The sequence below is a fragment of the Acetobacter pasteurianus genome (genome assembly GCF_009914215.2).
GTDB lineage: Bacteria > Pseudomonadota > Alphaproteobacteria > Acetobacterales > Acetobacteraceae > Acetobacter > Acetobacter pasteurianus.
Map to the genome: position 1 here is coordinate 1230122 of NZ_CP039846.2, position 22804 is coordinate 1252925.

The 22804-nt window shown below is 49.5% G+C and carries 19 protein-coding genes and 3 tRNA genes; 8 read left to right on the top strand and 14 right to left on the bottom strand.

Annotated features, from left to right (window positions below; translation table 11 throughout):
- Positions 1-68 precede the first annotated feature (68 nt).
- The 4 genes from FCN51_RS19210 (at position 69) to FCN51_RS19225 (ending at position 2507) form a co-directional block, all read left to right on the top strand.
- Positions 69-144, top strand: a tRNA-Lys gene (locus FCN51_RS19210).
- 425 nt (positions 145-569) lie between these two features.
- Complete coding sequence (locus FCN51_RS19215; protein ID WP_160256616.1) at positions 570-1268, top strand: glutathione S-transferase; 699 nt, start codon at positions 570-572, stop codon at positions 1266-1268.
- 220 nt (positions 1269-1488) lie between these two features.
- The gene (locus FCN51_RS19220) at positions 1489-2040 is read left to right on the top strand and encodes a phosphate-starvation-inducible PsiE family protein (protein WP_014457626.1); all 552 of its coding nucleotides are present in this window, start codon (positions 1489-1491) and stop codon (positions 2038-2040) included.
- A gap of 50 nt (positions 2041-2090) precedes the next feature.
- On the top strand, positions 2091-2507 hold the full coding sequence (locus FCN51_RS19225) for a DUF4186 domain-containing protein (protein ID WP_003623283.1): 417 nt from the start codon (positions 2091-2093) through the stop codon (positions 2505-2507).
- 21 nt (positions 2508-2528) lie between these two features.
- Here FCN51_RS19225 and ubiM read toward each other — a convergent pair whose 3' ends face one another.
- From ubiM to FCN51_RS19270, 9 genes are all read right to left on the bottom strand, one after another.
- Positions 2529-3713 carry a 5-demethoxyubiquinol-8 5-hydroxylase UbiM gene (gene ubiM, locus FCN51_RS19230; RefSeq protein ID WP_014457624.1) on the bottom strand — a complete coding sequence of 395 codons (1185 nt, stop codon included), beginning with the start codon at positions 3711-3713 and terminating at the stop codon, positions 2529-2531.
- The gene (locus FCN51_RS19235; RefSeq protein WP_020944491.1) at positions 3710-4306 is read right to left on the bottom strand and encodes a nitroreductase family protein; all 597 of its coding nucleotides are present in this window, start codon (positions 4304-4306) and stop codon (positions 3710-3712) included. The genes ubiM and FCN51_RS19235 overlap by 4 nt, the downstream gene beginning before the upstream one ends.
- Before the next feature lie 33 nt (positions 4307-4339).
- Positions 4340-4714, bottom strand: a complete 375-nt coding sequence (locus tag FCN51_RS19240; protein WP_003630321.1) for a histidine triad nucleotide-binding protein — start codon at positions 4712-4714, stop codon at positions 4340-4342.
- Between the two features lie 6 nt (positions 4715-4720).
- Positions 4721-5155, bottom strand: a complete 435-nt coding sequence (locus FCN51_RS19245) for a phosphoribosyl-ATP diphosphatase (protein WP_050818903.1) — start codon at positions 5153-5155, stop codon at positions 4721-4723.
- Between the two features lie 8 nt (positions 5156-5163).
- Positions 5164-5940, bottom strand: coding sequence for an imidazole glycerol phosphate synthase subunit HisF (gene hisF / locus FCN51_RS19250; RefSeq protein WP_160256617.1), 777 nt, complete (start codon positions 5938-5940; stop codon positions 5164-5166).
- On the bottom strand, positions 5940-7265 hold the full coding sequence (gene hisA, locus FCN51_RS19255; protein WP_160256618.1) for a 1-(5-phosphoribosyl)-5-[(5-phosphoribosylamino)methylideneamino]imidazole-4-carboxamide isomerase: 1326 nt from the start codon (positions 7263-7265) through the stop codon (positions 5940-5942). Before hisA ends, hisF begins: the two co-directional genes overlap by 1 nt.
- Positions 7265-7966, bottom strand: a complete 702-nt coding sequence (hisH, locus tag FCN51_RS19260; RefSeq protein ID WP_201762548.1) for an imidazole glycerol phosphate synthase subunit HisH — start codon at positions 7964-7966, stop codon at positions 7265-7267. The genes hisA and hisH overlap by 1 nt, the downstream gene beginning before the upstream one ends.
- Before the next feature lie 100 nt (positions 7967-8066).
- A complete protein-coding gene (gene hisB, locus FCN51_RS19265; protein WP_160256620.1) occupies positions 8067-8663 on the bottom strand; it encodes an imidazoleglycerol-phosphate dehydratase HisB in 597 nt (198 codons plus the stop codon).
- Positions 8664-8738: 75 nt separating this feature from the next.
- Entirely contained in the window at positions 8739-10772 is a 2034-nt protein-coding gene (locus tag FCN51_RS19270; protein ID WP_160257164.1) for an NAD(+) synthase, read from the bottom strand.
- 196 nt (positions 10773-10968) lie between these two features.
- On the opposite strand from FCN51_RS19270, the gene FCN51_RS19275 reads away from it, so the two are divergent.
- Positions 10969-11043: transfer RNA gene (locus FCN51_RS19275), tRNA-Gly, on the top strand.
- Positions 11044-11183: 140 nt separating this feature from the next.
- On the opposite strand, the gene FCN51_RS19280 is transcribed toward FCN51_RS19275, so the two are convergent.
- Positions 11184-14381 (bottom strand): glycosyltransferase, encoded by a 3198-nt coding sequence (locus tag FCN51_RS19280; RefSeq protein ID WP_160256621.1) that lies wholly within the window; start codon positions 14379-14381, stop codon positions 11184-11186.
- A gap of 318 nt (positions 14382-14699) precedes the next feature.
- Between FCN51_RS19280 and FCN51_RS19285 the strand changes: the two genes are divergently transcribed.
- Complete coding sequence (locus FCN51_RS19285) at positions 14700-16121, top strand: beta strand repeat-containing protein (protein WP_160256622.1); 1422 nt, start codon at positions 14700-14702, stop codon at positions 16119-16121.
- Positions 16122-16251: 130 nt separating this feature from the next.
- Entirely contained in the window at positions 16252-19071 is a 2820-nt protein-coding gene (locus FCN51_RS19290; RefSeq protein WP_160256623.1) for a glycosyltransferase, read from the top strand.
- Here FCN51_RS19290 and FCN51_RS19295 read toward each other — a convergent pair.
- Positions 19068-20027 carry a rhamnan synthesis F family protein gene (locus FCN51_RS19295; protein ID WP_160256624.1) on the bottom strand — a complete coding sequence of 320 codons (960 nt, stop codon included), beginning with the start codon at positions 20025-20027 and terminating at the stop codon, positions 19068-19070. The two genes, FCN51_RS19290 and FCN51_RS19295, sit on opposite strands and share 4 nt — an antisense overlap.
- A gap of 111 nt (positions 20028-20138) precedes the next feature.
- Here FCN51_RS19295 and FCN51_RS19300 point away from each other — a divergent pair, with 111 nt between their 5' ends.
- Positions 20139-20408: an HU family DNA-binding protein gene (locus FCN51_RS19300; protein WP_003623313.1), complete on the top strand. Its 270-nt coding sequence runs from the start codon at positions 20139-20141 to the stop codon at positions 20406-20408.
- Between the two features lie 74 nt (positions 20409-20482).
- On the opposite strand, the gene FCN51_RS19305 is transcribed toward FCN51_RS19300, so the two are convergent.
- From FCN51_RS19305 to FCN51_RS19315, 3 genes are all read right to left on the bottom strand, one after another.
- The gene (locus FCN51_RS19305) at positions 20483-21763 is read right to left on the bottom strand and encodes an MFS transporter (RefSeq protein WP_003623314.1); all 1281 of its coding nucleotides are present in this window, start codon (positions 21761-21763) and stop codon (positions 20483-20485) included.
- 236 nt (positions 21764-21999) lie between these two features.
- Positions 22000-22074, bottom strand: a tRNA-Gln gene (locus FCN51_RS19310).
- Positions 22075-22162: 88 nt separating this feature from the next.
- The gene (locus tag FCN51_RS19315; protein ID WP_003623316.1) at positions 22163-22804 is read right to left on the bottom strand and encodes a hypothetical protein; all 642 of its coding nucleotides are present in this window, start codon (positions 22802-22804) and stop codon (positions 22163-22165) included.

A 22804-nucleotide genomic window follows, 5' to 3' on the forward strand; every position in this document is an offset into this window, starting at 1 on the left:
TTTTCAGGCTTGTCTTAATGATTTAGAGGTGGTAAAAACTGCCTCACTTCAGCAGTTATATGCTGTAAGGGCGCATAGCTCAGTTGGTAGAGCAGCTGACTCTTAATCAGCGGGTCCAAGGTTCGAGCCCTTGTGCGCCCACCAAACCTTTTCTAAATTTTGGTGGTTTTCAGATGTTAGGCTGGCAAGTAAGTCCAGCCTTCTGTTTTTTACAGATAGAATCCCTACCAGTTGCCACCATTCTTCAGTCCTTCTCTACATATCTGCGTATTTTTTCGCTGTTATATTAGCCGAGCTTTCAAGCATTTTACGGCAGTGGAAAAGCGCAGGATGGGCGTTCTTGTCTGCGCTGGTGAATGCGCAGGGCAATATGGCAGCGGTTTTTTTGGGGGGGGGGACAGCGCAGAGCCTGCTATCGCGTTTGCCGGACATATGGAACCAAGCCCGTGAATATTTCTTTTAGCTAGTAACTAGGCTTCGTATGGAGCTCATATGCCACAACTTGTCTGTTGCGGTGGGAAAGGGGCCGGACGGGGTTTTTATGCCTGTTGAAAGAAGGGCCGTACCTTATGATTACCGTGCATCATCTGGATAACTCTCGTTCACAACGGATCCTGTGGTTACTGGAAGAACTGGAGCTTCCTTATGATATCCAGTTCTACAAACGTGATCCCAAAACCATGATGGCCCCAAAAAGTTTGCGAGCCATTCACCCGTTAGGCAAGGCTCCCATCATAACGGATACAAATGGAAACGTGACGCTGGCAGAAAGCGGAGCGATCATCGAATACATTATCAATACATACGGTAATGGCCGACTGGCACCAGCGTGTGACACGCCCGAATACGTCCGTTTCATATACTGGCTCCATTACGCAGAAGGTTCTGCCATGCCGCCATTATTGCTCAAGCTGATATTTGGGATGCTGCCGAAGCAGGTTCCTTTGCCTATTCGGCCTTTTGCATTTTTGATTGCAAAAGGCGCGCAAACACAGCTCATCAATCCGCAGGTAAAACTGCACATGGATTATTGGGAACATAGTTTGTCTGAGAATGAATGGTTTGCCGGAAATGACTTTACCGCTGCGGATATTCAGATGAGCTTTCCACTTGAAGTAGCAGCTGAACGCGCTAGAGCAACCAAGAATAGACCTCAGGTGGAAGCGTTCCTACATCGTATTCATAATCGTCCAGCCTATCAGCGTACCCTACACCGGGGAGGAGCGTATGCTTATGCAACAGCAGAAAGCAGTAGGGCTGCGTCATAACATTGATTATCTGTTTGATCGCGGCTCAAATGGACAAAACCCAGCTTGCTTTATTGGGCAATTAGGAAGGACCTATAGTGAAAGGTCGTCCGTTTACAGGGCGACAGAAAGCCTCTCTAGTTTATTATGGAACGAATGTATTTTGCCGAATTAAGCAAAACTTTTTCAGAATATTCTGCTAAAAATTACAGTGCCCTTTTTACCAAATGTATAGAGAAACATGAGCAGTCCAGACCATAATCAGATGTCCCAAGATCCTTTTTCTCGTGAAGCAACGCGGTTGCGGAAAAGTTTTTTCGAGATGAATCTTTATGAAGGATTTGAACTTCTGATTATGCTGGTTCTTACCGGCTTGATCATGGTTATTACAACCATTGCAACATGGCACCTTACCAAAGAAGTTTGGTATCTGGTGATGTCATCGCAAATAGATGCTTCAAACATGCCTGCTTTTCAGGAGGTGTTTGGTAATATTTTTACGGTGATTATTGCGTTGGAGTTCAAAAGTTCGCTGCGGATCAGCTTGTCGCATAGTCGGGATGTTGTACGAGTGCGCACAATTGTGCTCATTGCGCTTTTGGCTGTTTCTCGCAAATTTATTATTCTGGATCTGCACGAAGTGAGGCCAGCTGAAATGCTAGCATTTTCTGCGGCTGTTTTGGCCTTGGGCGTTGTGTACTGGCTCATCCGTGAACAGGATATCCGTGTGGCAACGGGTAAGGGTGAACTTGTTGCACAGGCTCCTGTTCCCCCTGTAAAAACAGATGAGTGATAACCACATTATTATGATGTTGTATTTTGCTTTTCAGGAACATCATAACAGTGCAGCAGGGTGATCTTTTCCCGCAGGAGCAAACACTTCCTCCGGTGTCAGATACCTTGTGGGCACGGCTTACAAGATCATCTTTTCGGAGTAGGTTTCATTTAAACTGTCAGGATATGACGTATCTGACAGAAAAAGGTTTGCCCGTTGTTATGGAGCATGGGCGAGATTTTATTGCTCGGCGTCTTGCTCCTGCCAATCCGAAAAAAGATGGCAAACAAACACCGTGGAAAGGACATCCTGTTTTTGTGGCACAACATGCTACAGGAACGTGTTGCAGATCCTGCCTGGAAAAATGGCATGGTTTTGTAAAACACCAGCCTCTTTCCTTAGCACAGCAGGCTTATGTGCTTGCTGTTATTATTGGTTGGTTAGAGCGTGAACTAGAACGTGAAAATAAAAAAGGCAGCCCCTAATCAGGCTGCCTTATTTTGTCATCAAGCAGTCGTTTTTTTATCCATCAAAAGCGTGGTAACGGCCTGTTTGAAGGGTGTAAACCTGTCTGCCAGACGGATGCAGGCTTGCCGAATGGGCTTAAATGGCAGTGCATCATGCGTGTAAAGCGAGGCTATGCCGTTTGTGCCTGCAAATAACAAAGCAGTTGCCCGTCTGTGTTGCCGTTCATACTGCCGCAAGGCCTGTGCGTTTCCGGCATCGGCCTGAATGTTAAAGGCTTTGCCAATACACTGCGCCAGTGTTTCTTGCCCCTTCAACCCTAGGTTGAAACCATGCGCCGTAATGGGATGCATCCCCACAGCAGCATCGCCAACCAAAGCTAAACGCCGGCCTGTGAAGCGATGTGCATACACCCCTTTAAGCGGATAAGCATGCCGTGTGCTTACCAGGCGCATTTGCCCCAGTCTGGCTCCAACCCGTCGGGTAATTTCTGCATTGAATTCATCACGTGGTGTTGCGAGCAGACGCTGGATTTCGTCTGCTGGGAGTGTGAGAACCAAAGAGGAGGCCATACCGTTTACAGGCAGCAAAGCGATTGTCTGCCCTTCATCAAACCATTGTAGGGCGATGTTATGATGCGGTGATTCATGCGCCATGCGGCACACCAGCATGGATTTGTGGAAATCATGCACAATGGCGCCAATACCTGCGCGTCTGCGTGTAGGAGAAAAGCGGCCATCAGCTCCCACAACAAGACGCGCCTTGATCTGTCCGCCGGAATGATGGACGGCGGCATAATCTTGGCCTTGTCTTACCGTTTCTACGCTGGTGTGTGGCTGTAGGTGAATGCGCTCTTTTTCACTTGCTGCGGCAAACAGGGCGCGCCGAATGTGGTTATTGGAAACCAGCCAGCCCAGAGCTTCTTCTCCGCGCCCATTTGTATCAAATGTAAGCGGGTGACGAAAACTTCCTGTTTCAACATGGGCTTCGCGCAAAGGGCAGATAACGCTTTGCGGGATATGGTCCCATGCTTCGCATTCTTTAAGGATACGCTTGGAATAATGCGTAAGGGCTATTTCCCGCCCATCAAAGGAAGGTTCTTCCCATGCTGGCAGTGAAGAACGTTCCAGCACGGTTACAGAAAGACCAGCTTTTTCTAAGGAAAGAGCTGTTGCCAATCCAACGGGGCCACCACCAATAACAACAGCATCTGTTATATGTGTCATGGTGTTTTTCCATCAGCTGCAAAACTTACTGGCTGGCCTTGCCAAGTTGCCGTGAACTGAGCTGGATCTGGGCGTTTGGGTGTAGGAAGCGGCGCGTCTGGCGTGCCGATAAATAAAAACCCTGCCAATTTATGCGGTGCAGGAAAACCGAGTTCTTCAGCAAGAACCTGATCGTTCACAACATCACCAGAAACCCAAACAGCACCAAACCCTAATGCGTGCAGTGCATTCAGGATATTCATGGCACCTGCGGCTACAGTCATTTCCTGTTCCCATAACGGGATTTTATGTTCTGGCCGCAAGTGCATGCCCAGAACGAGTGTCATGGGTATTGTGGAAAATCTATTAAAGCGCTTTTCTTTTTTAAATTCAGGCACTTCAGGGTCAAGCCGAACCATACTGGCAACAATACGTTCAGCCAGTAGGGGGCGTGCATCATCTTTTACAATAACATAACGCCATGGACGCAGTTTTCCATGATCTGGAGCCCGCATGGCAGCCGCCAGAACCTCTGCCATTTGCGCCTCAGATGGTGCCGGAGCCTTAAGGTGATCCGTAGATGCACGGGATAAAAGCATGTCCATGGGTGTCATAAGGATATGTCCGTCTGGATAAGAAACAAAAGATCAGGCCGGGAAGGCTGGCAATGCTTTTCCGCCCAGAAGATGGATATGAAAATGGGGAACCTCTTGCCCACTATGGAGGCCCGCATTCGTAATCAACCTGTAGCCGTTTTCTTCCAGCCCAAGGTCAAGAGCAATCTGGCCCGCAGCGCGCATAACGCCTGCAATTTCCTCTGCTGGTGCAGTCTGGCTGAAATCCATAAAAGAAACATAAGGATTTTTGGGAATGATCAGAACATGAACAGGGGCTTTGGGCGCAATATCATAAAATGCCAGAACCCATTCGTTTTCAAAAATAGCCTTGCAGGGAATTTCTCCGCGAAGGATTTTTGCAAAAACGTTTTGCGGGTCATATGGCCCTCTACCTGTTACAGCCATTTCTGATTATTCCTTTACAGATTTTGTGGTTTTGGAACGGGATGCTTTTTCTGCAATGCCACTTGTACCTTCACGGCGCTGAAGTTCAGCCCAAACCTGATCTGGAGTAATGCCAGCGTCTACCCACAAAACAATAAGGTGGTAGAGCACATCAGCACTTTCACCAATCATAAGGTCTTTTCGGCCAGCTACGGCTTCAATCAGACATTCTACAGCTTCTTCCCCAAACTTCTGGGCAATCTTGTAAGTGCCGCGGGAAAGCAGGCGCGCTGAATGGCTTACGGATGGGTCTGTGCCCTTGCGGCTCTGCACAACATCGTAAAGGCGGTTTAGAACGGAAATATCTGCTTCTGAAATTTCAGGAAGCGTTAGAGCCTCTTTGTTTTTTTTAGATTTTGTATCTGTTTTTGCTTCTGTTTTAGAAGGTGCTTTTTTCGTCATGATACGGATTAACCTGCAAAAGGAGCGGGGGAAGGGCGAACCGGCAAGCCTGCTTCTGACAATGCCGCTTTAACCTGAGGAATGGTGAACTGGCCAAAATGGAAAACACTTGCTGCCAGAAGGCCTGTGGCGCCAGCTTTGGCACCTTCTACAAAGTGTTCCAACTTGCCTACGCCGCCAGATACAACAATCGGAAGCCTTATGACCTGTGTTGCAGCTTTAAGAAGTTCCAGATCAAACCCTGTTCCTGTGCCATCCCGATCCATGGATGTGAGAAGGATTTCTCCGGCACCACGTTCTGCAACCTCCCGGCACCAGTCTATGGCATCTATTCCGGTAGGGGTGCGGCCACCGTGGGTAAACACTTCCCATTTTCCTGGTGCAGTCTGGCGTGCATCTATAGCCACCACAACGCATTGGCTGCCAAATTTGTTGGCGGCTTCATTTACCAGTTCAGGACGGTTAACCGCCGCCGAGTTCATGGCACATTTGTCTGCCCCAGCCAAAAGAAGGCGGCGCATATCATCCGTTGTACGCACACCACCTCCGACTGTGAGAGGCAGAAAGATTTTTTCCGCTGTTTTGCTTACAACTTCTAAAATCGTATCACGGTTTTCATGGCTGGCGGTGATGTCCAGAAAGGTCAGTTCATCAGCCCCGGCAGCATCGTACACTGCGGCCTGTTCAACCGGGTCCCCCGCATCGCGTAGAGAAACGAAGTTAACGCCTTTGACCACTCTGCCGTTTTTAACATCCAGGCAAGGAATAACACGTAGTTTGAGCATCAGCTTAAGACCTTCAGGGCTTCAGCCGGGGTTACACGCCCATCATACAATGCGCGGCCTACAATCACGCCTTCAATACCTGGAGCTTCCTGTGTGGCTTCCCGCAGGGCGATCAGATGTTCAATGCTGCCAACGCCACCGCTGGCGATAATGGGAATGGAAACCGTATTGGCCAGAGTAACAGTTTGTTCCACATCCAGCCCTTCCAGCATGCCATCACGGCTGATTTCCGTGAAGATGATGGAGGCTACACCAGCTTCTTGCATACGCAGGGCTAGTTCGGTTGCCTGCATGTCAGAAACTTCGGCCCAGCCTTCGGTTGCTACGCGGCCAGATCGGGCATCAATGCCCGCAACAATGCGGCCCGGGTAGGCGCGGCAAGCTTCACGCACAAGAGCAGGATTTTTTACGGCAACAGATCCCAAAATAACGCGGCTGATTCCGGCTTCCAGCCATGCTTCAATGGCCTTCATATCACGCAGGCCACCGCCAAGTTGCACGGGAATATCTGTTGATTCCACAATGGAGCGTACCGCATCTGCATTTTCAGATTGTCCGGCAAAGGCACCGTTCAAATCCACTACGTGCAGCCATTTAAAGCCGGCGGCTTCCCACGCCAGCGCCTGTGCACCGGGGTTATCTGAATACACGGTGGCATCATCCATTTCCCCGCGGCGTAAACGTACGCAGGCGCCATCCTTAAGGTCAATGGCGGGGTAAAGGGTCAGAGGGTGCGTGGAAGAAGATGCTGTCATGTTTTCAGGCCGCGTTTGCTGAAAGGAAGAAGGAAGGAAAGGCTGGTCTGTATCCAATGATTTGGTGAAGTACAGACCGCGCAGGTAAGTGTCGCCCAAGCGGGTATAAAGTGGATGTGTGCCCCAATGCAGAAAACCAGCCTTACGGAAAAGGGCAATGGCCCCTTCCTGCGTTTCAGGCACTTCGGTATTCATAATCCGAAAGCCCATGCTGCGGGCGGCATTTTCCACTTCGTGCAATAAGGCCGTGCCTAAGCCCTGACGCTGCGCATATGGTGCAATAAACAAATGCGCCAGAGTAACGCACATGGCTTGCAGCTCATTATTACGGGCACTGCGCACAAGCTGTGCACATCCTACAATCACGCCGTTATGCCGGATAACAAACAGCATGCGTTCAGGCACAAGCAACAGACCCCTGAAGTAGCGCTCCAGCACCTGCCGCCCTTGTGGCTGAAGCCAGCCAAAGCCACCACCATCCAGAATGGAAGCGTCTACGGCTTCACATAAGGCCTGAAGGTCATCTTCTTCTAGGTTAAGAATGCGTTGAACACGTTTATTCCGGGTCATTATACGAGCACTTTCGGATCCCACCTTAGAAAATTGGCGAGAATCTTGAGGCCAACTGTCTGGCTTTTTTCAACATGAAACTGTGTGCCAGCAACATTCCCCTTACACACTATGGCAGGCACGCTGCCACCGTAATCCGTAGTGGCAAGTAGAACATTGGTAGCGGTATTCTGCAGGGCGTAGGAATGCACAAAGTAACCGTGTGGAGCAGCGCCCAAGCCTTGGGTGAGGGGGTGCTGCGTATGCAGTTCCAACTCGTTCCAGCCCATTTGAGGAAGGCGAAGACCTGTGGCTTCCATGAGAGTGATTTCCCCCGGAATCCACCCAAAGCCTTCTGTTACTCCATGTTCTCGCCCGCGTTCAGCCATAAGCTGCATACCTACGCAAATGCCCAAAAAGGGTGTGCCTTTGGCTGTAGCGTTCAGGATGGAATCTTTTAGGCCGGGAATGGCTTCCAACCCACGGGCACAATCTGCAAATGCGCCTTGCCCGGGCAGGATGATACGGTCTGCTTGCAAAACAGCCGTGGGCTCGTTGGTAATAACAACATCGGCTGCAATGCCCGAAAGCTCAGCAGCCCGCAGGGCAGCACGGGCAGCGGACGCCAGATTGCCGCCTTCATAATCAACAACGGCGATGGAAAGAGGCTGGGTCATGGAACCCTCTTGTTGCTGGTGACCCTGTCTGAATCCTGTAGCCATATCAGGCGCAGCCCAGACAGGTTTGCGTTCTTCTCGGTTGTGCCCAGCGCTGCAGAACAGATGTGTCGGGCAGAGCTGGGTTAATAACCCGTATAAAAAATTATAGCACGCCTTTGGTGGAAGGAATGCTGCCTTGCGCTCGTGGGTCTGGTTCCACAGCCATGCGCAACGCCCGCGCAAGTGCCTTGAACGCGGCTTCGGCAATATGGTGGCAATTTTTGCCCGCTTTTTCTCTCAGGTGCAGCGTCAGCATGGCGGACATGGCAAAAGCCCGGAAAAATTCTTCCACCAGTTCGGTGTCTAAGTCCCCAATGCGATCACGGGTAAACGTGGCTTCAAATGTCAGAAACGGCCGACCGGAAAGATCAACTACGGCTTCGCACAAAGCTTCATCCAGCGGTACAAGGGCATGGCCAAAACGGCGCACGCCACGTTTGTCCCCCAAGGCCTGCTTTAGGGCCATGCCAAGGGCAATACCTGTATCTTCAACACTGTGATGACCATCAATATAGAGGTCACCCTTCACGGTTACTTTCAGATCAAACAGGGCATGCTTGGCTAATGCCGTAAGCATATGATCGAAAAAACCGAGTCCGGTTTGAATATTGGCCTGCCCGGATCCATCCAGATCAAGGGTAATGGCGATATCGGTTTCGCTTGTAACGCGATGGATGGTGGCTTGGCGCGATGCTTTCATAATGTTGGCCAGTATAGCCCAAGATGGGGCGTAACGCTATCTGGGCAGCGGTAAGCAGAAACCCTTCTTTGTGGCTCAGGCTTCGGGCACATTCTGCTTCAGATCATCCAGCCAGAGGCGAGCATTGCCATCGGAGGGTGCGCGCCAGTCTCCGCGGGGAGAAAGGCTACCGCCGGGCATGACCTTAGGGCCATTTGGCATGGCCGAGCGTTTGAACTGGCTGGTTGCAAAAAAGCGCCGCACAAATGTTTCCAGCCAGCGGCGAATGGTAGGCAGGTCGTAGCTTTTTTGCTCGGATGCAGGAAAACCCGGGGGCCATTGGCCAGTTGAGGCATCCTGCCAAGCCTGTTCTGCCAGAAAGGCCACGCGTGATGGGCTGAAACCGTAGCGCAGGATATAAAACAGCGCGAAATCATGCAAAGCGTAAGGGCCTATAATGCTTTCCGTGCTTTGTGGGCCATTTTCACCAACGGGTATGAGTTCGGGGGAAATTTCTGTGGCCAGAACGTCTGTCAGCACCTTGCCAACCGCAGGGGCAAAATGGCCCGAAGCAATGCACCAGCGGATGAGGTGCTGGATAAGTGTTTTAGGTAAACCTGCATTTACATTGTAATGCGCCATTTGGTCTCCCACACCATAGGTGCACCATCCCAGTGCCAGTTCGGAGAGATCTCCTGTGCCAATAACAATGCCATGATGCTGGTTGGCGAGCCTGAACAGGAAATCCGTGCGCAAGCCTGCCTGAACATTTTCAAATGTAATGTCATGCACGGGCTGCCCATCTGCATAAGGGTGCCGCATGGTGTGTAGCATCAGTTCCGCAGCCGGGCGGATATCCAACGTTTCTTGCGTGATGTTCAGTTGGGCCATCAGTGCATTGGCGCTGGCAAGGGTTTTATCCGTGGTGCCAAAGCCGGGCATTGTATAACCGCGCACAGCACTGCGCGGCCAACCTAACTCATCCGCTGCACGTACAGCCACCAACAGGGCGTGCGTAGAATCCAGCCCACCGGAAATACCGATAACCATGGTTTTAACGCCGCTTGTTTTAAGACGCTGCTTGAGAGCGGATACCTGAATGGTAAAGGCCTCAAAGCAATCCTGCGCCAGACGTTCTGGAGCAGCGGGCACAAAAGGAAAGCGGGAGAGGGGGCGTTTGAGCCCAATATTTACAGAGGGAGGCGCTAAGATAAAGCGAATGTGCCGCCATGCATCTGTATCTGCTTGATGTGCTGCATCAGCAAAGCTGCCCATGCGCAGGCGCTCTTGCCGTAAAAGTGTCAGATCCACATCGGCAATTACAGTGGTTGCGCCGGAGGGAAAGCGTTCGCTGGCGGCAAGTAAGGTGCCATTTTCAAAAATGGCAGTTTGGCCATCCCATGCCAGATCTGTGGTGGATTCGCCTTCCCCTGCTGCGGCATAAAGGTATGCGGCAATATTACGGGCAGAAAGCGATTGGCACAGCATATTCCGGGTTTCTGCTTTGCCAACCGTAATGTCGCTAGCTGAAAGGTTGGCAATAATTGTGGCACCAGCCAGTGCAGCATGTGCCGAAGGTGGGATAGGCACCCACATATCTTCACAGATTTCTACACTCAGGCAGAACGAGGGTACATCCTCTGCTTCAAACAGGAGATCCACCCCAAATGGCACGGTATGGCCATTGATCTCTATTGTCTGCCCGCGAATATTTGCGCCGGAGCGAAAATGTCGTGCCTCGTAAAATTCTCGGTAATTGGGGATATAGCTTTTAGGCACCACCCCCAGAATTTTGCCGGAATGTATAACAACTGCGCAGTTATAAAGTGCGTTCTTCCATAACAGCGGTGCGCCTACTACCAGCACAGGGCACAGCGCAGCAGAAGCTTGAGCCAAGGAAAGAAGCGTTTTTCTGGTTTCTGCCAGAAGGGCTTCCTGTTGCAGCAGGTCTTCCAGCGTATATCCGCAGAGCCCCAGTTCAGGAAATACACACAAAATAGCACCATCTGTGGCGGCTGTTTTGGCGGATTCCAGAATACGTTGTGCGTTTATGGCTGGGTTTGCCAGCGCTACAGGCAAGGTGCAGGCGGCTACGCGGGCAAATCCCTGATGATAAAGGGACCGGAACATCGAAGCAGACACGGTTTTCCTTCCTTGCGGCGCAAAAGCGTTTGAGCATCAGTATCAGCACAGGCTGAAAAGCACCAACAGCCCTTTCCAACACAAGTGAGAAAGGGTGGAAGAAAGAAAATGCAGATTCAGGCATTTTTTTTCATTTTCCCTCTTGCCTATCTGGGCGATCATCCGTAAAAGGAGGCCATCCAATGCGGGCGTAGCTCAGGGGTAGAGCACAACCTTGCCAAGGTTGGGGTCGTGGGTTCGAATCCCATCGCCCGCTCCAGATTTTCTCAAGAAAATCAGAGCGGTTTACAGAATTCCAGAAATGGGGTTCTGTTTTTTTTTGCGCATTTCACAAAAGCCAAAAGCTAAGCCACACAAACAGTATGCTTGTTTGCGGGCTCAGCATTTTATCCGTAGGTTTTAGCTTGTTGTGATCTCACGCTGTTTGGCGCTTTTTTGCACCAGCCTAATCCACGGGTGCCGTGCTTCTACCAATGAGACCACGCGCTGTTTGTGTGCCATCTTTTCGGTCACATTGTTGGTCATGGATGTCTGGTGCACGCGATATTCAGCCAGCACTTCCGGCACGTGGGTGCCTCGCAAACCATATTCTGCCATGGTGCACCAGAGGTCATAATCCTCCCACCCCATTGCATCCCGGCTTACATAGTAACCACCTGCGGCAGACCATGCCCATTTGGCGACCAGAGCCATGGCATCAATGTAATTTCCAGCTACCAACTGCATGGGCTGGAAAGGTTCCTGCCCTAATGTTGAGTGTTGGGCAGGATCTCCAAATTGCTGAATAATTGGATAGGCATAGGCCGTTAACGCATCCGTAGCATTTAAAAGTGTTTCGCATGCATGGGGCAAAAGTCGATTGTCTGCATCTAAGGGCAGGAAGAATGGAGTTTCAGCATAGGCAACGCCACAGTTTCGCGCTCCGCCTAACCCTGCATTGGTATTGGTTTGAAGTAGAACGAGGCGATTAAAGCGTGCCGTCTGTTTTTCCATCCAGCCTTTAATCAGGCTGAGTGATCCATCTGAAGACCCATCATCAACAACAACAAGATCAAGGACTGGAAGGGTTTGTAGCCGAACGGATTCTAGTGCCTCAAGAATAAAACTTTCGTAGTTATAAGATGTAATAATAACGGTAACGTTTGCTTCTTGCAGGGCATCATGCAGGAACAATACGTTGCAATCTGGAATATCCGGTAGGTTGCGTGCCAGATAATTGCCGCGTGCAATCTGTATTTCAGCGGTTTTGGCGGCCTGTTTTTCTCCTTTCAGGCTTTCCATAATAGTGCCCAAAAGAATGGCCTGGCGTTGGGGGCCAAAGTGCCACAAAGCAGCATGATACGCATTTTGCGCCATACGGTGCCGCAAATCCGGATTCTCAATAAGTGTGCGTAACGCGGTTTCCCACTCTTCTGGCGTGGTGGCGAACAACCCGGTAAGACCGTTTTTCACGCATTGGCGGAAAGGGGCTGTTGGGGAAACAATGGACGGCACGCCAGTCAAAGCGGCTTCAAAGAATTTTAATTCACTTTTGGCGTTACAGAATGGATTCTGTGTTTCCAGCGGTGCAATTGAAATATCAAAACGGGCTAGTTCAGAAGGAAGAGCAGGCAAAGAGCACATGTCTCGCCATTCTATCTGATCATATACGGGCTCAAATTCAGGAAACTCGTTCATGAGCAAAACTGGACGGTGGTTTCCGGTTTCACGGAACAGCACAAGCCGGAGGTTGGGTTTTTCCTGCAACAGGCGTGCAAGAACGCGGCTTACTTGTGCAAAGTCTTTTTGATGTGTGCGCGAGCCCGTTGCGTAGCCAATACGGATAATCTGTTCATCCGGGTTAAGCTGGCACATGCGATAAGCTTTGCGGCTGAGGGCCAAGCACTCCGTATTGTATATATTAGGTACAGTATAGGTAACGGGCTGATACACCCGCATGGCATCTGCCAAGGTATCTGTTGGTGCAAAACCAATATCTGTGCGCAAAAGGGTGCGCTGCATATCTGTAAAGACGGTTTCAATACGTTCTTCCGTGGCGCCAATGCTGCGTATGCCATCAATGATATCCATACGTGCAAGGCCAGGAATAAACGTAAGATCATCTGTATCAAAAATAACTGGTATGTTTTGTTCTCGTGCCAGCCGCAGCATGATGTCTACATGGCCACTGAATTCCACACGCCATAGAACCATGACATCAGCCCAGTTGATATCATCGGGGCCAACATCTGCGCAGCGCTTCCATTGTGCAGGAAAACCGGCAAGGGAGCAGGCGGCTGCATTGCGAATACAGCGGTAATTTACGCCTGGGGAATCTGGCTCACCGGCAACAAACAGAACATTAAACCCAGAACCCTGTGACGGTTGTTCAAGAGCGGGAATTGAAGCTGTTTCTGGAGCTTCGGGAAAGGCAAGAGGTGCAGTTAAACTATATTCAAGCACAAGAGGTTGCGGAGCCGGAGGGGCTTGCGGCACAGGTTCTATTTGAGGTGGTTGGGGTAGGTCCGGCACGTATGGAACAATCACCCCTTTTACCAAGGCGCGCGCAATAGAACGAATAATGCCGGAAGGTGTTGAGAGATACGTTTTAAGGGCATTTTGTGCTTCAGTTCGGTCAAGAACCTCCTGAGCGAACCGACTCCACAAGTTATGAATCTGCTGTGTATAGGATAGGTAGGTCTGTTTTAATGACTCTATATATGTATTGAGAGCCGTTATCTGGTTGTTGAGAGCTTCCGTTTGTTGCTGATAACGGAGGTCTCTCTGTTTAACTGCGTCAATAAAGGCAGTTAAACGGTCTGTAATCTCTTGTTTTTCTTGAATAAGCGCCTGTTCGTTTTTCTGAGTTTGCTGAAGGGTTTTTTGAAGCGAGTCGATTTTCTGTGCACTTTGGTCGTTCTCATGGTGCGTCAGCATCTGCTGGGAGAAAATGTGACTGCGCGTTTCTACCAGATCCTGTTTGAGTGTATTTATTTGGGTATGTGCAGCAGCTAGAAGTGCCTTGTTAAACCAGAAGTCTCCAGTAAAAGCGAAGCGTTCACGCAGCAGGCATTTGGTAGTTTTTTCCGCATTTGAAAGGCGGGAATCCGGCGTGAGCAGGGGAAACAGGCAGGCAATTTCTGTTGTGGCCAGAAGGCCCAAGCCTTTTCCTTGTATGAGCGCAAAGGATGGGAAGAGAGCAGAAAGGTGTTCCCAGGCTTCTGCGCGAGGCGAATCCTTTATGTTTTCTAATAAAAAGAGAGTGCCTTCAGGAGCTGTATTGAGAATCTGTTGAATAGATTCGGCCGATTGCCACATTCTGGCAGCTATATAAATAACCTGATTTTTACGAATGATTGAGGATGGAAGTTCTGATTGGAAAGTAAGTTTGAAAGGTGATGGGTGAATATTGGAGCTAAAATTTAAAGTTTCTTTAACAGAAAGACTGCTCCCAACCAATAATAATCCGCTAAAAAATGCCTCCTTAAGAATCCATGTCAGGAAAGGTATATTTTCACATCCAGATGTACTGTTTTGTATCAGTACAATAGGGGTGAAAAGTGGAGAATCTTCCAATGACGAAAGAGATTCTGAGAGAGAAGAAGGCGCTACAGGCATGAGTCCGGCACGAGTCCAGTTTTAATGATGAAAAATAACAAACAGCTCTAGTGGGCTATGTTTATACAACTCTCAGGAAAATTATAAATATTTGTCACTATAGATGAGGTGTTTTTCATTTCATCAAGGAGAGAAATTTCTTACAGTGCTAATGATTGGCAGTGCCCTGCAGTGTCAGTCGTTAGCGAGGGAATAACACTATAATCTGCTTGCGTTTCGTGCAGTATTTTGCGAAGCAGGAAAGAATAGCGTTAGATTGCCGTAGGCGGGTTGGAATTTCTGGCTGGCGCGGCAAAATGTAAGAAAAAGGACGGATACATGCCGATTATCACGGTTGTCGGTGCGTCTGGTAATGTTCAGGTTACCGTAGACGGCGCACAGAATTCGGCCCTGTACAACCAGGCCACTGACCTGTCGAACCAGTTGAACTCAGTCATCAGCACGCTTGATGCACAGAATCTTTCTGCTGGGGACACAACCTTTAGCGATAGCAACAAAGCCGGCTATGGGGTTATTACCTCTGCTGGTTCTTACCGCGTTGCTGGTAATGTTGATTATCTGAGCATTGGTTCCGATGCCAGCAGCCAGCCGGGTACTGCCCTTGATGGCTGGGTGAACGTGAATGCGTATGGTGGCACTGCCTCCAGCATGACCGTTCTTGGCGGCACCAATACAGGTATTGCTTTCCGTGCAGGCGATCAGAGCGGCCAGTTCCTGGCTGGATCTGGCGATAACCTGTTCGAAGGTAACAGCCTGTCTTCCGCTGGTAACTGGAACATCATGACCGGTAACGGTGATGATACTGTTAACAGTGGCGCTGGTAACAACACCATCTCTGCCGGCTTGGGCCACAACACCATCGATCTGGGTTCGGGCATGAACTATGTTCATTCCGACGGCCAGGACACCATTACAGCAACCTCTGGTCGTCAGAGTGTTACTCTGTCCGGCAGCAGCTCCACAGTGCAGTTGTCTGACAACTCTCTGGTGGTAGATGCTAATGGTAGCCAGCAGATCACGGTTGGTGGTGCTTCTACCGTTACCGGTGGTTCTCTGGATTACATCAACTTCTCTGGTGCAACAGGCACTGTTGAAGGTGGCCAGAACAGCACGATTTCCGCTGCTCATGGTAACCTGCAGACCGAAAACACCGATTCTGCACTGATCAATGTTTCCGATGATCTCACCTTCATTGGTGGCACGGGTGAAACCACCATTACGGCTGGTCACGCCACGATCTTCGGTTCCAACGGTCTGGATATCCATGTTGGTGCAAGCCAGCAGGGCTCCATCGATGGCGCTGGCGCGAACAACCTGTTCGTTGCAAACGATGGTAACGAAACGCTGGATGGTGCATCTTCTGCATTCGGTTTCCAGGCATTCGGTAACAACGCAGGCACAACAGGCACCCAGACCTTCATCGGTGGCACGGCTTCCGATACGCTGGTTGCCGGTGTAGGCAATGCCACCCTGGAAGGTGGTAGCGGTGCAGCTAACGTGTTCGGTTTCCGTAACAGCGTTGCTGGTGCAGACTACACCATTCAGGATTTCGGCAGCGCTGCTGGCAACTCCGTTCTGTTGGTTGACTACGACTACACTAAAGCTTCTTTCCAGGCAGATGTTCTGGATAAAGCAACTCATAGCGGTAACAACACCACAATTACTCTGTCTGACCACAGCCAGATTACGTTTGTGAATGTTGATAGCCTGAACGAAAGCCAGTTCTCTGGCCTGAAGTAAGTCTTTAGAACAGATTTACGTTCTTGCTTAAAAGGAAAGCCGGGCCTTATGGTCCGGCTTTTCTTTTTGGAACAGGTTGTATAAAAAGATAATGTGATATTTTTAAAGTATTGTGAAAGAATTAAAGCTTATGGCGTATTCTAAACTGCCGTGTAACGCGCCTGAAAAGCAGCAATCTACTGAAGAAGCTCTTACTGCCAGTTATCGGGCCAGTATGCGTATTCAGGCTATGCGTATAAATGGCATAGCGCATGAAGCGTCTTCCCTTCGGCATGAACTTTCACAGTCTCAACATCAGCTTAGCATCTGGCAGCATACGTTATCTTGGCGTCTCACGGCTCCGTTGAGGGTTGTCCGGCACTTAAGTAAGGGGCAGTTACCAACAGGTCGAAAAATCTCAGACGTTTACCATAGGCTGCAAGAAATTTATCAGGATGAAGGTGCTGCAGGGGTACGGTTTCGTATTTCTCATCGCTTGGCACGTTCATCTATTGGTCGTGCTGCTGAGCGTCTATTTGAACGCAAACCCACCAAAGTTGTTGCGACGGTTGATGGTGGAGCTAAGCAAACTACAAATATTTTAACGCATGAAGAAAAAATAAATCAGGTTTATTCCGCGTATGTAAGTCAGGACCGCTTAAAGGATTTTACACCACGGATACTCATCATTGCAGAGTTATCTTTACGCCAATGTGCCAAATATCGGGTTTGGCAGAAAGAAGAGCAACTACGGTCTTTAGGCTGGCTTGTAGACGTTGTTGATTGGCGAGAAACGGAAGAAGCTCTTTCAGCCCTTCAAGTATGCACAGAGGTGATTTTTTACCGTGTTCCCGCTTTTCCCGCAGTTGAATTGCTTCTTAAGGAAGCGCGGCGCTTAGAACTTTCCCCCTGGTGGGAAGTAGATGACCTTATCTTTTCTGCGGAAGATTATAAGCAGAACGGTAATCTGGCTACATTGGATAAGCAGGAGCAAGAAGAGCTTCTTTTTGGCGTTCGGCTTTTTCGTAAATGTTTGCTGTCCTGCGATAAAGCCATCGCCTCTACGCGCGTATTGGCTCAGGCAATGCAGAAAGCCGGTATTCAGCATACCGTTGTTATAGAAAACGCGCTGGATCAGCAGACCTTGGATGTGGTGGCCGACATTCGGCAAAACGGTGTGCCCCAACATAATACGCAACGCGAGATACGTATTGTCTATGGTTCAGGCACACGCACACATGATGCTGATTTCAGGCTGGCAGCAGCAGGCATTCTTGCTGCCATGCAAGCAGACCCACGCCTGACACTTCATATTATCGGAGATCTCACCCTACCATCAGAGTTTGATGCGTTGGGTGAGCGTGTACAAACCCAGACAGGGTTGGATTACGCTGCTTATATGCAATTATTGGCACAAGCAGATATTACGATTGCCCCATTAGAACCTACAATTTTCAATGATGCCAAAAGCAATATCAAATTTCTGGAAGCTGCTGTTCTAAGCCTGCCAGTGATCTGTTCACCGCGTGATGCGTTTATGCAGATTGTACAGGATGGCAAAAATGGTCTTGTTGCACAGACAGATGCAGAATGGCGCGATGCTATTTTAAAGCTGGCGGCTGATAGCACATTCCGCAAAACACTCGGCGATCAAGCGCGTACAGATGTTCTGGGCCATTATAGCCCAGAAGCCATTGTGAAAAATCAGGTTTTGCCAGCGTTTGGAAAGCCGGACGTTCAGCAGCCAGCAGAATTCCGCATATTATGTGCCAATATTTATTATGAACCCCGGTCTTTCGGGGGGGCAACATTTGTTGCAGAGGAAATGGCCCGTAGGCTCCAGCAGCAGAAAAATACAAAGGTTGCTGTGTTTACATCTCGTCCTGCTCTAGCGCAGCGAGGCAAGGCGAGTATTCGCTATTGTATGGAAGGCACAGATATTCTGGGTGTTATCACACCCCCGGATCATGATTCTGTAGCGGGGTTGGATAATACAGATGCCACGTTGGCCTTTAAAAAGTGGGTAGAGGCCTTTCGTCCTTCTGTTGTGCATTTTCATGCAACACAGGGGTTGGGATTAGGTTGTGTAAGAGTATGTATGGAAAAAAATATTCCTTACGTCATTACTTTGCATGATGCGTGGTGGCTATGTGAACGGCAGTTCATGGTCAAAGCCGATGGACATTATTGCTTTCAGGAAAAAATCAATCTGCATACGTGCCAACTTTGTGTGCCGCATGCGCGGCATCTTGCGGAACGTCAGGTATTGATGACAACGGCTATGCAGCACGCTGCGCTCTTGCTGACCCCAAGTGCCGAACACCGTGCGCTTTTTGTTGCGAATGGAATTCCAGCAGACAAAATTCGCATTAACCGGAACGGATTTTTGTGGCCCAAATCTCCTCATCCACCACGAGCAACTGGCCAGAAGCTGCGGTTTGGCTATGTTGGGGGAACGGAAGAAATAAAAGGATACTCTCTTGTAAAGCGTGCTTTTGAAGCGCTGAAACGAGATGATTGGGAACTGATTATCGTTGATAACAAGCTTAATCTGGGTATCAAATCTGTTTACACAGGGGCATGGAAAACACAGGGGCAGGTTTCCACCATTCCAGCCTATACGCGTGAAACCATAGACGCGTTTTTCAAGAGCATTGATGTGCTTCTGTTTCCTTCTCAGTGGAAGGAAAGCTATGGTTTAACTGTGCGTGAAGCATTGTCGCGCGATGTATGGGTGATCTCTACCGCCCCAGGCGGGCAGGCAGAGGATATTGAGGATGGGGTGAATGGCACCCTTATCCCTATAGATGGCAGGCCGGAAACCTTGCAGATGGCGGTAGAAAACCTTCTGGATACACCCGGGTTTATGCAGAATTATGTGAACCCTAACAAAGCCAGCCTTGCCACGTTTGAGCAGCAAAGCGCAGAGTTGGGAAACTGGTTGCGCGAAGTAGCTCAAGTTTCAGGTTAACGCATAGACCGTTTTAGAGAGCCTACTTTCCAGCGTAAGCTATCTGCCTTGCTGATAAGGTTATAAAGCGCGCGGCCTTTTGCTGTTGTGGCAGCTGGCACGGGTCTGGATTCGTTTTTGCAAAAGCTGTCTGTAATCCATTGTGGGTCAAACCCACAGGCTGATGGAATAACTTCCGGCCACCGGTGCAAGTTCGAGATGGCAAAGCTGTTGTTGCGTAAGAGTTCTCGCTTGATAAAAGGCACCTGCCCAGAGGCGGCAACGGTATACCAGTGCGTGTGCATAGGGTTTGTAGGTAGAACGCGCGCGAGGGGTGAGTGTAAATCGCTCCAGGCTGCCTGAAGGGGAATACCAGCCTCTTGCAGTGCAACGGATAACCCTAATTCTCCATGCCAGATAATTTCATTCCGGCTCATCTGTTCAAAGGGTAGGGAGAAAACGCGTTGCACTGGTGCGGCTTGGAGTGTTTGCTGTGAAAGCCCAACAAACCATGATTGTAAGTGCGGCGTAACAAGCCGTGAGGCAACAAGCCCCCAAGCGGGTAGAGTATATGCGCGGGCGTGTTTCAGCATGTCGGCAAGTGGTCGAAATGGCCCGAAGACACTGTCGTTCGCTAAAAGTATGTATGGGGCTTGAGATGCAACGTTTTTTTGGAACAAAAAGCGCCATGCGCCAAAGTCCATCCCTCCATTAGGGCGTTGCCAAACGTGAATACTGTTTTTTTTACAGAAAACAATGGTTTCTTCATCTGGTGGTGTTTCACCAGAAAGAACCAGATGCAGAATAAAGCCGCAGTCCAAAATGTTTTTTAGGTAAAACCGTGTAAAAATTGGTAAAATACCATCTGGTGCGAATGCAGCAAAAAGACACACAGACCCCGGCGGTAAACCTGTGTCTGAAAAGTCACATGATCCGTTTTTGCTGACAGGATCGGGAGGATTTAAAAGATGCTGCATTTTTTAAGTTGGTTTTTTCATCAAAATGTGACTACAAGCCCTTAAAGCATAGGCATGATAGCCAAATAATTCTTGTGCATACAGTTCTGTCTGAAAGGGAGTTAGTACTTCATGAGCAAGGCCTTTATTGCAGCAGTGATCCAGGACTCGATCAACTGCACCGGCGTTGCCGCCAATCAGGCAGCGAATGACCTTATTGATGCAATTGTAGAAGAACTGAAGCGCGAAGGTGGTTTTACACTTCCTTCTTTTGGTACTTTTACAGTGCGTAAAACCAAAGCTCGTAAGGCTTTGAACCCCCGCACAGGTGAGCAGGTGAAGGTCAAAGCTGGCAAAACGGTACGCTTTAAAGCAAGCCCGAATCTGAAAAAGGCTGTTTAAGCCTGCACAGTTGTGTAGCTGAATAAGCTTTTGAAAGAGCCTTACGGACATTGCTTCGTAAGGCTCTTTTTTTATCAGGAATGATCGGGAGTAATGTTTTCCAGCCTGTCCAGCTTGCGGAGACCGGGGAAGAGCGCCATCCAGATTCCGCTAATGCACAATGTGCCAATACCGCCTAATACAACGGCGGGAACCGGGCCAATAGCAGCGGCCAGCATCCCGCTTTCAAACTCTCCCAGTTGGTTGGACGAACCGATAAAGAGCATGTTCACGGCAGAAACGCGGCCACGCATTTCATCTGGTGTGCCAAGTTGAACCAATGCGCCACGCACCATAACGCTAATAACATCAGCTCCGCCCAATATTGCTAACATGACAACTGAAACGGCAATGGAGCGAGAAAAACCAAAGGCGATAGTGGCAAATCCAAAAATGGCAACGGCTGTAAACATCCATAATCCTGCATGCCGTCCTAAAGGATGACGCGCCAGAATAGCGGCCACCAATAAAGCACCAATACCGGGAGCCGCACGCAGCAAACCTAACCCCCAAGGGCCGGCATGCAGAATATCATTTGCAAAAATGGGAAGCATGGCTGTTGCCCCCCCTAACAGAACAGCAAACAGATCCAGAGAAATAGCGCCCAGCATGGTGGGTTTGCGGCGTAAAAAAGCAATACCGCCAAAAACAGCACCTAGCGTTGCAGGTTGTTTGGCGCGTGTTGGAAATTGTAATTTCATGGAAAAAGTACAAAACGCTGCAATAGCAAAGCTAAGCGCACACAGCGCGTAACATACTCCGGCACCCAAACCATACAGTAACCCGCCCAAAGATGGCCCTGCGATACAGGCTACTTGAAATAGGGAAGAAGAAAGAGCTGCTGCACGAGGGAAGAGTGCAGGTGGCACCAGAGAGGGGAGAAAGGTTTGTTGTGCAGGCGCTTCAAAAGCGCGGCAGATGCCAAATATCACCACAAGCCCATAGATCATGAAGGAAGTGAGGTGATGTGAGAAGGATGCATACGCCATGAATGCCGTAGCAAGCGCTTCAATCACTTGGCACGAAATAACAATACGCTGCCTGTTATGCTGGTCTGCTGCGTGCCCGGCAGGGAATATAAACAGCACCATAGGTAAAAATTGCGCCAACCCCACAAAGCCTAATGCGGCTGCACTGTGCGTAAGGGCATAAACCTGCCACCCTACAGCCACGGCTTGAACTTGAGATGCAAAGGCAGAAAGTGTTCTGCCTCCCAGAACAGCAGGAATACCTGATTGTTTTAAAAGTGAAGGTGACGGCGCAGAAGGGTTTGTCATGAGAACGGGGGCAGTCTGATAGAGCAACAGAAAAAGCACTAATGGCGTTTTCTACCAGAGAAAGGAATATCCCGTAACGTCAAGAGTAAGTGTGAGTATAAGAAAATGTGCTCAGAATAGTTTTATTTTTCTGGATAAGATGTTTGGGAATTTGAATGTAGCAGTGATTTTTTACTTGTTTAATAAAATATAAAACACAAAAATTCTTAAAATTAAACGGTTTCACTTTTTTGTATAAAACAGGAAATGCGAATATTTTTTGGAGATATCAGTTCTGGCTGGGGCGGGAGGATTCGAACCTCCGCATGGCGGAATCAAAATCCGCTGCCTTACCGCTTGGCTACGCCCCATCAGCATTAAGCTGCCAGTGCCGCTCTTTTAAGGCAAACTGGCAGCTCTCGTAAAGTCTGTTTTTCAGATCTTTATCAGAAGAAAGAATTAGTGGCCTTCTGCAAAGCTGGAATCTGCATCGGGCAGCGCTTCAAGATCAGGTAATCCATCATCCAGAGAAGCCGCTTCATCACCCGCAGGGAAGAGGCCAAAGCGGGCAGCTTTGTCTAAAGCCTGATCCAGAGCTGCCATTGTGCTGCCCATATCCGGGCTGTCATCTTTTTCCCATGCGCGCAAAGTGTGGGTCCATATGCCCACAATCATGTTCACGCGCACAAAGCCACCCAGCCCGTTGGCGTTAATGCCTGCGGCATCTGCCATCCAGCGCATGCTTTCAAGCGTGGCCCCGCCCAGAATAATAGCTAGGGGAGGATCCATAGGCAGGCTGCGCAGCACAGAGCCAAGACCATCGCGATATTGCTGGAACACATCCAGCCGCCGCATCAACAGGTCAAACAGGCGTTCACGCGTGTTACCGCTTACTGTGTCATCAGCCAAAGCCACATCATCGGCCATGCGGCCAAGACGGAGCAGGATGGACGCCTTAAGCGGAAAGCGTTGCCGTGCTTCACGCAGGGAAAGGCCTGCATCACGCGCGGCATCCAATACAGAAATGCTAGACCAGCCACGCTCTGCAGCAAGCGTTAGAGCAGATGAAACCAGCGCTGCATCAAAATCATCATTGTCCAT